The 12,889-nt window shown below is 72.2% G+C and carries 11 protein-coding genes; 9 read left to right on the forward strand and 2 right to left on the reverse strand.

Translation table 11 applies throughout. The annotated features are described in order from the left end of the window. Positions 1-54 precede the first annotated feature (54 nt). The 7 genes from Msi02_RS33755 (at position 55) to Msi02_RS33785 (ending at position 6,666) form a co-directional block, all read left to right on the forward strand. A complete protein-coding gene (locus Msi02_RS33755; RefSeq protein ID WP_204051911.1) occupies positions 55-951 on the forward strand; it encodes a carbohydrate ABC transporter permease in 897 nt (298 codons plus the stop codon). Further along, positions 948-1,784 carry a carbohydrate ABC transporter permease gene (locus tag Msi02_RS33760; protein ID WP_204051912.1) on the forward strand — a complete coding sequence of 279 codons (837 nt, stop codon included), beginning with the start codon at positions 948-950 and terminating at the stop codon, positions 1,782-1,784. Before Msi02_RS33755 ends, Msi02_RS33760 begins: the two co-directional genes overlap by 4 nt. A 3-nt stretch (positions 1,785-1,787) precedes the next feature. After that, positions 1,788-2,807, forward strand: a complete 1,020-nt coding sequence (locus tag Msi02_RS33765; protein ID WP_204051913.1) for an NAD-dependent epimerase/dehydratase family protein — start codon at positions 1,788-1,790, stop codon at positions 2,805-2,807. Further along, a complete protein-coding gene (locus Msi02_RS33770; protein ID WP_204051914.1) occupies positions 2,807-3,799 on the forward strand; it encodes a dihydrodipicolinate synthase family protein in 993 nt (330 codons plus the stop codon). Before Msi02_RS33765 ends, Msi02_RS33770 begins: the two co-directional genes overlap by 1 nt. Beyond that, entirely contained in the window at positions 3,783-4,760 is a 978-nt protein-coding gene (locus tag Msi02_RS33775; RefSeq protein WP_204051915.1) for a hydroxyacid dehydrogenase, read from the forward strand. The genes Msi02_RS33770 and Msi02_RS33775 overlap by 17 nt, the downstream gene beginning before the upstream one ends. Continuing rightward, a complete protein-coding gene (locus Msi02_RS33780; RefSeq protein WP_204051916.1) occupies positions 4,757-5,692 on the forward strand; it encodes a GNAT family N-acetyltransferase in 936 nt (311 codons plus the stop codon). The genes Msi02_RS33775 and Msi02_RS33780 overlap by 4 nt, the downstream gene beginning before the upstream one ends. 65 nt (positions 5,693-5,757) lie before the next feature. Beyond that, positions 5,758-6,666: an SDR family oxidoreductase gene (locus Msi02_RS33785; RefSeq protein ID WP_204051917.1), complete on the forward strand. Its 909-nt coding sequence runs from the start codon at positions 5,758-5,760 to the stop codon at positions 6,664-6,666. 28 nt (positions 6,667-6,694) lie between these two features. On the opposite strand, the gene Msi02_RS33790 is transcribed toward Msi02_RS33785, so the two are convergent. Together Msi02_RS33790 and Msi02_RS33795 are read right to left on the reverse strand one after the other, a co-directional pair. After that, positions 6,695-9,100: a glycoside hydrolase family 65 protein gene (locus Msi02_RS33790; protein ID WP_204051918.1), complete on the reverse strand. Its 2,406-nt coding sequence runs from the start codon at positions 9,098-9,100 to the stop codon at positions 6,695-6,697. Further along, positions 9,097-9,840: a beta-phosphoglucomutase family hydrolase gene (locus Msi02_RS33795; RefSeq protein ID WP_204051919.1), complete on the reverse strand. Its 744-nt coding sequence runs from the start codon at positions 9,838-9,840 to the stop codon at positions 9,097-9,099. The genes Msi02_RS33790 and Msi02_RS33795 overlap by 4 nt, the downstream gene beginning before the upstream one ends. Before the next feature lie 175 nt (positions 9,841-10,015). Here Msi02_RS33795 and Msi02_RS33800 point away from each other — a divergent pair, with 175 nt between their 5' ends. Further along, positions 10,016-11,203: an ROK family transcriptional regulator gene (locus Msi02_RS33800; RefSeq protein WP_193208654.1), complete on the forward strand. Its 1,188-nt coding sequence runs from the start codon at positions 10,016-10,018 to the stop codon at positions 11,201-11,203. A 46-nt stretch (positions 11,204-11,249) separates the two neighbouring features. Next, positions 11,250-12,797, forward strand: coding sequence for a sugar ABC transporter ATP-binding protein (locus Msi02_RS33805; RefSeq protein ID WP_239108965.1), 1,548 nt, complete (start codon positions 11,250-11,252; stop codon positions 12,795-12,797). Positions 12,798-12,889 lie beyond the last annotated feature (92 nt).

Here is a 12,889-nt window from a genome sequence, read left to right on the forward strand (position 1 = left end):
GCAGGGACGGCCGGGACGGCGCGACAAGCTTCGAGACACCTGTGAGGTAAACCCGTGACGGTCACCGCGGAGGCGCGTCCGCGCCGAGTGACGGCCCGGCGCAGGTCGGCGGGCGCCCGGTACGAGGCCCGCTGGGGCCTGGCGTTCGTCCTGCCGTGCTTCCTGTTGTTCCTGGCCTTCCGGTTCGGCCCGGCCGTCGTGGGGACCTTACTCGGCTTCTTCGAGTACACGGTCGGCGACAGCCCGACGTTCGTCGGCCTGGACAACTTCCAGCGGATGCTGCACGATCCGCTCTTCTGGCAGGCGCTCAAGGTGACCGTGATCTACACGGTGCTCTACCTGCCGCTGTCCGTCGGCGTGTCGGTGGGCCTGGCGCTGCTCGTGCGCCGTTCGTTCCGCGGGGTCCGGCTGTTCCGGTCGATCTTCTTCCTGCCGGTCATCACCAGCCTCGTCCTGGCGGCGACCATCTTCACCTGGCTGTTCTCCTCGTCGGGGCCGCTCGGCGAGCTGATCGGCGACTCCTGGCTGGCCTCGCCGGTGCTCGTCATCCCCGCCCTGGTGATCGTGTCGGTCTGGTCCCGTTTCGGGTACGGCATGCTGATCGTCCTGGCCCGGCTCCAGGACCTGCCGCGCGAGCTGGAGGAGGCGGCGCTCAGCGACGGCGCGGGCCCGTGGCAGCGTTTCCGCTACGTGGTCCTGCCGCAGCTGCGGTCCGCGATCTTCTTCCTGGCCGTGATCGAGACCACGAACTCCTTCCAGGTCTTCGACCTCGTCTACGTCATGACGAGCGGCGGTCCGGGCCGCTCCAGCTACACCCTGGTCATGGACCTCTACGACCAGGGCTTCAAGTACTTCGACCTCGGCTACGCCAGCGCCCTCGGCGTCGCCCTGTTCGTGCTCACTCTGTTCGTCGCGCTGATCCAGCGGCTGCTCATCGGGAGGGCCAAGTGACCGCATACCGAGCGCTGGAGCCGGGACGCGCCGGCCGGGCCGTACGGATCGTGCTCCTGAGCATCGCCTCGATCGTCACGATCTTCCCGTTCTACGCGATGGTCGTGCTCAGCCTGAAGCCGGTGGCGGCGGTCGAGTTCCCCGGCAGCCTGCTGCCCTGGCCGCTGGCCACCGGGGCGTACGAGCGGGTGCTCGGCGGCGGCGACCTGCCGCTGTGGACGCTGAACACGCTGATCTACTCGGTGGTCAGCGTCGTGCTCGTGCTGCTGCTCGCCTCGCTCGCCGGATACGCCTTCGCCAAGAAGCGCTTCCCCGGCAAGGAGACCATGTTCTGGTCGTTCCTCGCGATGGTGATGGTGCCCTACCACGTGACGCTGATCCCGCTGTTCGTCCTGGTGGCCAACGCGGGCGGGGTGGACACCTTCTGGGGGCTCATCGTGCCGACCCTCGCCAACGCGCAGGCGGTCTTCCTGATGCGGCAGTTCATCGGCGCGCTGCCCGACGAACTGTTCGAGGCGGCGCGGCTGGACGGCGCCTCGGAGTTGACGATCTTCGTCAGGATCGTGCTGCCCCTGTGCAAGCCGATCCTCGCCACGCTCGGCCTTTTCGTCTTCCTGTGGCACTGGAACGACTTCCTCTGGCCGCTGATCGTCGGGCAGAGCACCGGCATGCGCACGCTGACGGTCGGCATCGCGTCGCTGCAGGAGCAGAACGTGCCGCTCAACGTCGTGCTCGCGGGCGCGACCGTGGCCTTCGTGCCGATCTTCGCCGCCTACCTCGTGGGACAGCGCTACCTCACCGAGGGCGTCACCATGTCTGGAATCAAGGGATAAATGATGTTCGACTCTGAATCCGCGCTGGAAGACCGGCTGACGACGCCGTCACCCGCCCTCGTCGCCTCCCTGGCCTCGGGTGCCGGCGACCTGGTCGTGCTCGGCGCGGGCGGCAAGATGGGTCCCACGCTGTGCCGCCTGGCCCGCCGGGGCCTCGACGAGGCCGGCCGTATGGGTGACGCGGTGTGGGCGGTCTCCCGCTGGTCCGACCCCGCCGCGGCCCGCGACCTGGAGCGGCACGGGGTGCGGACGGTGACGTTCGACCTGATGGGGAACGCGGACCTGGGTGCGCTGCCGGACGCCCGCGACGTGGTGTTCATGGTGGGGGCGAAGTTCGGCACCGCCGCCGCTCCCTACCTCGCCTGGGTGGTCAACGCCGCGCTGCCCGCGCGCGTCGCGGAGCGGTACGCCGGCGCGCGGATCGCCGCGTTCTCCACAGGGAACGTCTACCCGCTCACCGGCCTGGAGACCGGCGGCTGCGCCGAGACCGATGCGACCGGGCCGGTCGGGGAGTACGCGATGAGCTGCCTCGGCCGGGAGCGGGTGTTCGAGCACGCGGCGCAGCGCGGCACGCCGGTGAGCCTGCTGCGCCTGAACTACGCCGTGGACCTGCGCTATGGCGTGCTCGCCGACATCGGTCAGACGGTGCTGTCGGGGTCGCCGGTGGACGTCACCACCGGTCACGTCAACGTCGTGTGGCAGGGCTACGCGAACGAGGTCGCGCTGCGCTCCCTGGAGCACGCGTCGTCCGATGCCTTCGTGCTCAACCTCACCGGTCCCGAGACCGCGTCGGTCCGGCGGATCGCGTCCCGCTTCGCCGAGCGGTTCGGCGTCGCCGCCGAGTTCACCGGCGCCGAGGCCCGTACGGCCCTGCTCAGCGACGCCACGCGCTGCCACGCGCTGTTCGGCTACCCCGATGTCCCCCTGGGCACGCTGATCGACTGGCAGGCCGACTGGCTGCGGCGGGGACTGCCCGTCTCGGGCAAGCCCACCAAGTTCGCCGTGCGCGACGGGAGGTTCTGATGTCCCTCGCACCGCTGCTCGACGGGGCGGCCATCCCCGCCCACCCGCTCGCCCTCACCGCGGCCCGCACGCTCGACGAGCGCCGCCAGCGGGCCCTCACCCGCTACTACCTCGCGGCGGGCGCCGGCGGGATCGCCGTCGGCGTGCACACCACCCAGTTCGCGATCCGGGAGGCCGGGCTGCTGCGGCCGGTGCTGGAACTGGCCGCGGAGACCGTCGCCGCGAGCGACAGGGCAGGGGACGTCGTGACGATCGCGGGCGCCTGCGGTCCCGTCGCGCAGGCGGTCGCGGAGGCGGAGCTCGCGGCGGGCCTCGGGTACGACGCGGTGCTGCTGTCGCCGGTCGTCCCCGGCGCCACCGAGGCCGACCTGCTGGAGCGGGCGCGCGCGGTGGGCGAGGTGCTGCCGGTGATCGGGTTCTACCTGCAACGGGCCATCGGCGGCCCGGAGCTGTCCCGGGGCTTCTGGCGGGCGCTCGCCGACCAGCCGTCCACCGTCGCCATCAAGGTCGCGCCGTTCGACCGGTATCGCACGCTGGAGGTCGCGCACGGCGTCGCCGCCTCCGGCCGGAGCGAGGAGGTGGCGCTCTACACCGGCAACGACGACCACATCATCGGCGACCTGCTCGCCACGCTGCCCGGCGGGCTGCGGTTCCGCGGCGGCCTGCTCGGCCAGTGGGCGGTCTGGACCCGGGCCGCCGTGGCGATGGTCGAGCAGGTGTCCCGGGACCCCGCAGGACTGGCCGGGAAGGCGCAGCAGCTCACCGACGCCAACGCGGCGGTGTTCGACGCCGCGCACGGCTTCGCCGGATGCATCGCGGGTGTGCACGAGGTGCTCAGGCGGCAGGGCCTGCTCGCCGGAGTCTGGTGCCTCGACCCGGACGAGGGCCTGTCGCCCGGCCAGGCCGAGGAGCTGACCCGGGTGACGGCCGCCTACCCCTGGCTCGTGGACGACGACTTCGTGGCGGAGCACCTCGATGCCTGGCTCGCCTGACGCGCGCACGCTGGTCTGCGTGCCGCCGGACCTGCGCGCCCGGCTGTTCGGGCGGGAGCTCGGCGAGGCCCGCCTGCTCGACGACCCGGCCGACCGGGCCGGCCTGGCCGAGGCGCTTCCCGGCACGGAGATCCTGGTCACGGGCTGGGGAATGCCGGTCCTCGACGCGGCCCTGCTGGACCTCGCGCCGAGCCTGCGGCTGGTCGCCCACATCGGCGCCAGCGTCAAGTTCTTCGTCACCGGCGAGGTGTTCGCGCGGGGGATCAGGGTGACCCAGGCGGGGCAGGCGATGGCCCGCCCGGTCGCCGAGGTGGCGCTCGCCTTCACCCTGTCCCTCCTGCACCGCATCCACCGTTTCGACCACGCGCTCCACAGCGACGCCGACTGGCACACGGCGGAGCAGGCGCCGCCGCGGCACGAGATCCTGGGATGCCGCGTCGGGGTCGTCGGCGCCTCCCGCACCGGCCGGGCGTACCTCGATCTGGTGCGCGCCCTCGGTGCGGAGACGGTGGTGAGCGATCCCTACTTCGCGGGGGAGCCCGGCGTGCCCGCCGTGCCGCTGGACGAACTGCTGGCCACGAGCAGGATCGTGGCCCTGCACGCGCCGGTGCTGCCGGAGACCAGGCACCTGCTCGGCGCGCGCGAGCTGGCGCTCATGCCCGACGGCGCGGGGCTGGTGAACACGGCCAGATCGTGGCTGGTGGACGAGGAGGCGCTCCTGGCGGAGCTGCGCACCGGGCGGATCGACGCCGCGATCGACGTCTTCGACGCCGAGCCGCTGCCCGCGGACCACGGATTCAGGAGCCTGCCGAACGTCCTGCTCACGCCGCACCAGGCGGCCGGGACGGTCGAGGCGCGGCGGCGCCAGGGCGCGCTCGTGCTGGACGAGATCCGGCGCCACCGCGCGGGGCTCGCGCTGCGTCACGAGGTGACTCCCGAGATGCTGGAGCGGATGGGTTGACCGAGTTCAGGACCGTGCGCGCGGACGAGGTGACCTCCCTGTACGCGCTGTGGGCGGGGGCCTTCACCGCGTCCCACATCGTGCCGCTGTACGAGCAGGACGAGGGGCGCCTCGGCCGCACCCTCGTGGCCGCGGACGCCACCGGCGTCCTGGCCGTGGTGTACTGGCTGCCCCGCGACGTGCGCGACGCTCACGGCGGCGTCCGGCGGGTGGGCTGCGTGTCCAGCGTCGCGACGAGGCCGGACGCCCGGGGCAGGGGACTGGTCAGGCGGTTGCTCGCGATGGCGGCCGACGCGATGACGGCGGCCGGGTGCGCGTGGTCGCTGCTGTTCACCGGCACGCCGGGCGTCTACTCCGGTTCCGGCTGGCGGGTGTTCGACCGGCCGCGGGTGGACGGCCGCTTCGCCGCCGCCGGGACTCTCGACGACGCCGGGACTCTCGACGCAGGCTGGACCGCCGGACCGGCCGGGCTGGGCGACTGGACCGTGCTCGCCGCGCTGCATGACCGGCACGACGACCGGCGCCCGCTCACCACCGTGCGTTCCGCCCGGGACTGGTCCGGCCGCGTCCCGGTCTGGTACGGCCCGCCGCACGAGATCCTGCTGGTCCGTGAGCACGGCACCCCCATGGCGTACGCGGTGGTGGACTGGAGTGCCGGGGACGTGGTCGAGGTGGCGCTCGCGGACGGCCGGGCGGCCGCGCCCCTGCTGCGTGCCGTGGCCGCCGAGGCCCGTGCGCGCGGTGTGCGGTCGGGATGCTTGCGCGCGCCGCTCGACCCTCCGATCCGGTCCGCCCTGCCCCTCCTCTTCGAGGAATGGGAGCGCCGGGACGAGCAGACCGGCATGGCCAGGCCGCTGCTGCTGGAGGAGGCCGAGGTCAGGGCCGTCGTCGAGCATCCGCTCGCCGTGCACTGGACGGCCGACTACTTCTGACCATCACCGCCGCCGAAGGCTAAAGTGCCACCAGAACCTTGTTCTCTTTCTGGAAGGGTGGCGCCATGCCTGTTGGTGAGGATTCCGAGCTGAGGTTCGACGGGAGGGTGGCGATCGTCACCGGAGCCGGGCACGGGCTCGGCCGGTCGCACGCGCTGCTGCTCGGCCGGCGCGGGGCGAAGGTCGTCGTCAACGACCTCGGCGGCGCCCTCGACGGCTCCGGCGCGTCCTCGGGCCCGGCGGCGGAGGTCGCCGAGCTGATCGTGAAGAACGGCGGAGAGGCGGTGGCCAGCACCGACAACGTCGCCACGCCGGAGGGCGCGGAGGCGATCGTGCGGACCGCGCTCGACGCGTTCGGCCGCGTGGACGTGGTCGTCAACAACGCCGGCATCCTGCGCGACCGCTCGTTCGGGAAGATGACGGTCGAGGAGTTCGACGCCGTGATCGCCGTGCACGTGCGCGGCTCGTTCCTGGTCAGCCGGGCGGCGTTCCCGCACATGAAGGAGCAGGCGTACGGGCGGATCGTGAACACCTCCTCGCCCGCCGGGCTGTTCGGCAACTTCGGCCAGGCCAACTACTCGACGGCCAAGATGGGCCTGGTGGGCCTGACCAAGACGCTCGGCATCGAGGGCGCGCGGGCGAACATCAAGGCCAACGCGATCGCCCCCGTGGCGTGGACGCGGATGACCGAGACGTTGCTGCCCGCGGAGTTCGAGAGCAAGTTCACCCCCGAGCGGGTCAGCCCGCTGGTGGCGTACCTGGCCCACGAGAGCTGCGAGACCAGCGGCGAGGTGTTCTCGGTCGGGGCCGGCCGGATCGCCCGGGTGTTCGTGGCAGAGGGGCCGGGCTGGCGTACCGACGACCTCACCGTCGAGGCGATCCGCGACAACTGGGAGACCGTCATGGCCGAGCAGCCCTATCTCCCCACGAAGCTGGGCGAGCAGGCCGGCGCCTCCCTGCAGGCGATGCTCTGACCTGCCCCCGCCGCGCCCGGCCGGGCCGTCAGAGCTCCTCGGCCGGCTCCGGCGGGCCGATGAGGTCGAGGGACAGGTCCCCGGGCCGCCGGGGCGCGGGCGCGCGGCCGGGCGGCTGCCTGACCCGCAGGCCGGGGAAGGGCGGCGGCGCGTTGCGCCGGGCCTGCGGCTGCGCGCCGAGCGTGAACTCCTCGCCGTGGTGCGACAGCGTGAGGGGCGGGCCGTGCAGGAGCCGGTACGTCGTGCCGTCCGGGGTGACGTCGACCCGCAGCAGGCGGCCCCGGTAGCGCACGCGGAAGGTGAGCCGGGTGATGCCCGAGGGCAGGCGGGGGGCGAAGCAGACCCGCCCCTCGCGTGCCCGCATGCCGCCGAACCCGCCCACCAGCGCGATCCACGCCCCGGCCAGCGAGGCCATATGAACGCCGTCGCGGGTGTTGTGCTCGAGGTCGCGCAGGTCCATCAGCGCGGCCTCGCCCAGATAGGCGTAGGCGAGGTCGAGCTGTCCCACCTCGGCGGCGAGCACGGCCTGCGTGCAGGACGACAGCGAGGAGTCCCGCACGGTCAGCGCCTCGTAGTAGGCGAAGTTGCGCGCCTTCTGCTCGAGGGTGAACGCCTCGCCGCACAGGTGCATGGCCAGCACGAGGTCGGCCTGCTTGACGACCTGCTTGCGGTAGAGGTCGAAGTAGGGGAAGTGGAGCAGCAGCGGATACTGCTCGGGTGCGGTGCCCGCGAAGTCCCACACCGCGTGCCCGGTGAACCCCTCGCTCTGCTCGTGGACCCCCAGCCGCTCGTCGTACGGCAGGTAGGTGGCGGCGGCGCAGTCGCGCCACATGGCGGCCTCCTCCAGCGTGACCCCCAACTGCTCGGCCCGGTCGCGGTGGCGTACGGCCGCCTCGGCGGCGGCCCGCAGGTTCCGCTGGGCCATGAGGTTGGTGTAGACGTTGTTGTCCGCGATGGCGCTGTACTCGTCCGGGCCGGTCATGCCGTCGAGGCGGTAACGGCCCTCGGCGTCGTGGTGGCCGAGCGCGCACCACAGCCGGGCGGTCGCGACGAGCAGCGGCAGGCCGATGTCCCGCTCGAAGTCGGTGTCCTCGGTCGCGTCGACGTACCGCGTGACCGCGGCGGCGATGTCGGCGTTGACGTGGAAGGCCGCCGTGCCCGCAGGCCAGTATCCCGAGCACTCCTCGCCGTTGATCGTCCGCCAGGGGAAGGCGGCCCCGCCGGCAAGCCCGAGCTGCTCGGCCCGCGCCTGGGCGAGGGGCAGGATCGAGGCGCGCCACGTCAGGGCGTCGGCGGCGGCCCTGGGGTAGGTGTAGGTGGCCACCGGCAGCACGAAGCTCTCGGTGTCCCAGAACGCGTGCCCGTCGTAGCCCGAGCCGGTCAGCCCCTTGCCCGGGATGGGCCGCCGCTCCAGCCGGGCGCCCGCCTGGAGCAGGTGGAACAGCCCGAAGCGTACGGCCTGCTGCACCTCGGCGTCGCCCTCGACCTCGACGTCCGCGCCCGCCCAGAAGTCGTCGAGGAAGGCGCGCTGCTCGGCGCACAGGCCGTCCCAGCCGGTGAGCCGGGCCGCCGCCAGCGCCGCCACGACCTGGTCGTGCATCGCGGGCCTGGACCGCTTGGCCGACCAGCCGTAGGCGAAGAACTTGTCAAGCCGCAGCCGCTCGCCCGGCACGAGCCGGGTGGCGATCGTGACCCGGCTGACGTTGCCGCCGCCGTCGCACTCGGCCCGGGTGCCGTCCGGGCCGTCGATCTCGTGGCGCATCCCCGCCGCGACCCGCAGCCGGCTGGCCCTGGTGGAGTGGACCATGACGCACACGTTGTTGCGCGCGGCGACGTTCTCCTCCAGGACCAGCGGCGCCTCCAGCGCGGCGGCGGCGCGGGGGTCGGCGGTCGGCGGCGGCACGGTCTCGTTGGCCACCAGTTCCGACTGGACGACGACGTTGAGCGGCTGGTCCACCGGCTCCACCTCGTAGCGGACCGCTGCCACGGCCCGGTGGGTGAACGACACGAGCCGGGTCGAGGTGACGCGCACCTGGGCCCCGGTCGGCGAGCTCCAGCAGGCCTTCCGGGTGAGCGTCCCCGCCCGCAGGTCGAGGACCCGCTCGTGTGAGTGCAGCGTGCCGTAGCGGACGTCGAACGGCTCGTCGTCCACGAGCAGGCGGATCAGCTTGCCGTTGGTGACGTTGACGACCGTCTGCCCGGACTCGGGGTAGCCGTAGCCCGCCTCGGCGTACGGCAGCGGGCGCAGCTCGTAGAAGGAGTTGAGGTAGGTGCCCGGCAGGCCGTACGGCTCGCCCTCGTCGAGGTTGCCGCGCAGCCCGATGTGCCCGTTGGACAGCGCGAACACCGACTCGGTCTGGGCGAGCACGTCGGTGTGCAGGTGGCACTCCCGCACCGACCACGGCTCGACGATGAAGGCGGGATGCTTGATCATTTGTCGTCCAGCAGTTCGGAGAGGTCCGTCACCACCACGTCGGCGCCGTTGTCCCGCAGGGCTTCGGCCTGGTGCCCGCGGTCCACGCCCACCACGACGGCGAAGCCGCCCGCGCGCCCGGCGGCGACCCCCGCCAGCGCGTCCTCGAACACCGCGGCCTCGGCCGGTGCGAGCCCGAGCGCCTCGGCGGCGGCGAGGAACATGTCGGGGGCGGGCTTGCCCGCCAGCCCGCGTTCCCTGGCCACCTCGCCGTCGATCCGCGCGTCGAACACGTCGTCGAGCCCGGCCGCGGCGAGCACGCGCGCGGTGTTGGCGCTGCTGGAGACCACCGCGCGGCGCAGTCCCGCGTCGTGGGCGGCGCGCAGGTAGCGCACCGAGCCCTCGAAGACCTCCACGCCCTGCCGGTCGAGGATCCCTTGGACCAGTTCGTTCTTGCGGTTGCTCAGGCCGTTGACCGTGGGCATGCCCGGCGGGTCGTCCGGCTTGCCCTCGGGCAGGTCGATGCCCCTGGCCCGCAGGAACCCCCGGGTGCCGTCCAGGCGCTTCTTGCCGTCGACGTACCGCTCGTAGTCGCCGGTCTCGTCGAAGGGCACGAACGGCGTGCCGGTCGCGACCGCCCGCTCGCGCAGGTACTCGTCGAACATCTCCTTCCACGCCGCGGCGTGGATCCGGGCCGTGCGCGTGAGCACCCCGTCCATGTCGAACAGGCAGCCGCGCACCCCGTCAGGCAAACCCAGCATGTCAGGCAACCCCCAGCGTGCGCCTTCCAACCATCCTCTCTGCTCTCCTACCCCGCACGCAGGAGGCTACTTTTGCTGATTTCAGCGAAAGGTTGCATCACATCGATAAAAGGTCTTCCCCAATCAGCAGAAAAGAGGTACGTTTCCAGCCAATCACCGGGACGCGGAGGCGTACGTGAAGAGGACGACCATCAGGCCGGAGAACGTCCACCAGGCCGCGCTCCTGCGGTTGCTGAGGGACGGCGGGCGTTCCCGTGCCGAACTCGGCGACGTGGTGGACCTGTCACGGTCGAAGCTCAACGTCGAGCTGGACCGGTTGCTCGAGCTGGGGCTCGCCGAGCCCGACGGACTGGCCGCCTCGCGCGGCGGCCGGCGCTCGGGACGCGTACGGCTGGCCCGTGACATCCGCTTCGGCGGGATCGACATCGGCGCCACCTCGATCGACGTCGCGGTCACCGACGGCGAGCTCAACGTGCTCGGTCACCTGAGCGAGCCCTGCGACATCAAGGAGGGGCCCGCCGTCGTGCTCGACCGGGCCATCGAACTGCTCGGCAAGCTGAGCAGGGACGGGCTGTTCACCGACCTGAGCGGCGCCGGCATCGGCGTCCCCGGGCCGGTGAGCTTCGCCGAAGGCGTTCCGGTGGTGCCGCCGATCATGCCGGGCTGGGACCGTTACCCGGTCAGGGAGACGGTCGGGCAGGCGCTGTGCTGTCCCACGGTGGTCGACAACGACGTCAACATCATGGCGCTCGGGGAACTGCACGCCGGTGTCGCGCGGCACGTCGAGGACTTCCTGCTCGTCAAGATCGGCACCGGTATCGGCTGCGGCATCGTGGTGGACAGCAAGATCTACCGCGGGGTGTCGGGCAGCGCCGGCGACATCGGCCACATCCGGGTGGACGACCTCGGGCCGGTCTGCTCCTGCGGCAACTCGGGCTGTCTGGAGGCGTACTTCGGCGGCGCCGCGCTGGCGCGGGAGGCCGTCGCGGTGGCCCGCTCGGGCGGCTCGCCGTACCTGGCCGAACGGCTCGCGGTCGCGGGCACGCTGACGGCCGAGGACGTCGCCGCCGCGGCGGCGCAGGGCGACGCGGGCGCGATCGGGCTGATCCGCGACGGCGGGCGCCGGGTGGGCCAGGTGCTGGCGAGCCTGGTCAGCTTCTTCAACCCCGGCCTCGTGATCATCGCGGGCGGCGTGGCCAAGCTCGGCCACGTGCTGCTCGCGGAGATCAGAAGCGTCGTCTACCGCAGGTCGCTGCCGCTCGCCACCGGAAACCTGCCGATCGTGCTGTCCGAACTCGGCGATACCGCGGGTGTCATCGGCGCCACCCGCCTCATCAGCGACCACGTCTACTCCGCCAACTGATCATCGTTGGGAGACCCCCATGGGAGACGAACACCCCCTGCTTCAAATGAGGGGGATCGTCAAGCAGTTCCCCGGCGTACGCGCGCTGGACGGCGTGGACCTTGAGGTCAGAGCCGGAGAAGTGCACTGCCTGCTCGGCCAGAACGGCGCCGGAAAGTCCACGCTCATCAAGATCCTGTCCGGTGCCCACGAGCCCGACGAGGGCGAGGTGCTGCTCGACGGCTCGCCCGTACGGCTGGCACCGCCGACCGCGGCCATGGGCCACGGAATCGCCACCATCTATCAGGAGCTCGACCTGGTCGACGGGTTGAGCGTCACAGAGAACATCTTCCTCGGCCACGAGATGGCGACCTTCGGGTTCTCCCGCAGGGCCGAGGCCGACCGGGCGACGTCCGAGCTGCTCAAGCGGCTGGGGCACGGTGAGATCCGCCCCCGCACCGAGGTGGGCCGGCTGTCCCCGGCGCACAAGCAGATCGTCAGCATGGCCAGGGCGCTGTCGCACTCGGCCCGGCTGATCATCATGGACGAGCCGTCGGCCGCGCTGGCCCACGACGAGGTCGAGAACCTCTTCCGGGTGATCCGCGACCTCACCTCCCAGGGTGTTGCGGTGATCTACATCTCCCACCGCCTGGAGGAGATCCGCGAGATCGGTGACCGCGTCACGGTGCTGAAGGACGGCCGTACGGTCGCGGTGGGGCTGGCGGCCAAGGACACGCCGACCTCGCAGATCGTGGCGCTGATGACCGGCCGCAACGTCGAGTACGTCTTCCCGCCCCGGCCGGGCAGGGACGCCCACGAGGGGCGGCCCGAGGTGCTGCGGGTGGAGAACCTGACGCTGCCCGGCCGGTTCGCCGACGTGTCGTTCAGCATCAGGGCCGGGGAGATCGTCGGCCTGGCCGGTCTGGTCGGCTCGGGCCGCAGCGAGATCATCGAGGCGATCTACGGCGCACGGCGGGCGAGCGGCCGGGTCGTGCTCGACGGGCAGACGGTACGGCCGGGCAGCACGACCCGCGCGGTGCGGATGGGCATGGGCCTGGCGCCCGAGGAGCGCAAGGCGCAGGCGTTGCTGCTGGACCACCCCGTCGCGCAGAACATCACGCTGGCGAGCCTGAGCCGCTACACCAAGCCGCGGTGGCTGGGCTGGCTCGACCGCAGGACCGAGTTCGCCGAGGCCAAACGGCTGTCGGAGGCGCTGGACATCCGTCCGCCCGATCCGCGCCGGCCGATCAGGACGTTGTCGGGCGGCAACCAGCAGAAGGCGGTGCTGGGGCGCTGGCTGGCCGAGGACCGCAAGCTGCTGCTACTGGACGAGCCCACGCGTGGTGTGGACGTCGGAGCCCGGGCCGAGCTGTACGCGCTGGTGCGCAAGCTGGCCGACGACGGCATCGGCGTGCTGCTGGTGTCCAGCGAGGTGCCCGAGGTGCTCGGCCTGGCCGACCGTGTGCTGGTCATCCGCGAGGGCCGGATCGTCCACGAGGCGCCGGCCGAGGACCTGGACGAGCACCGCGTGCTCGACCTGGTGATGGTCTCCGCGGAGGAGACGTCCGGGTCCGACGAAGCAAATCCCCCCTCCGAAGGAGCGTTCCATGACTGAGGTCGATCAGGCCGCGCCGGCCGGTCCCCGCGTGAAGGCGGCGGGCCCGGGCGGTCGCCTCGGCCGGCTGGGTGAGGTCCGGCATCTGGGTC

The sequence above is a fragment of the Microbispora siamensis genome (assembly GCF_016863095.1).
GTDB classification, from domain to species: Bacteria; Actinomycetota; Actinomycetes; order Streptosporangiales; family Streptosporangiaceae; genus Microbispora; species Microbispora siamensis.

Excerpts from the sequence above, each read along its gene's own strand:
- Msi02_RS33765 (WP_204051913.1), top strand. The coding sequence starts at position 1,788 with ATGTTCGACTCTGAATCCGCGCTGGAAGACCGGCTGACGACGCCGTCA.
- Msi02_RS33770 (WP_204051914.1), top strand. The coding sequence starts at position 2,807 with ATGTCCCTCGCACCGCTGCTCGACGGGGCGGCCATCCCCGCCCACCCG.
- Msi02_RS33775 (WP_204051915.1), top strand. The coding sequence starts at position 3,783 with ATGCCTGGCTCGCCTGACGCGCGCACGCTGGTCTGCGTGCCGCCGGAC.
- Msi02_RS33785 (WP_204051917.1), top strand. The coding sequence starts at position 5,758 with ATGCCTGTTGGTGAGGATTCCGAGCTGAGGTTCGACGGGAGGGTGGCG.
- Msi02_RS33790 (WP_204051918.1), bottom strand. The coding sequence starts at position 9,100 with ATGATCAAGCATCCCGCCTTCATCGTCGAGCCGTGGTCGGTGCGGGAG.
- Msi02_RS33795 (WP_204051919.1), bottom strand. The coding sequence starts at position 9,840 with ATGCTGGGTTTGCCTGACGGGGTGCGCGGCTGCCTGTTCGACATGGAC.
- Msi02_RS33805 (WP_239108965.1), top strand. The coding sequence starts at position 11,250 with ATGAGGGGGATCGTCAAGCAGTTCCCCGGCGTACGCGCGCTGGACGGC.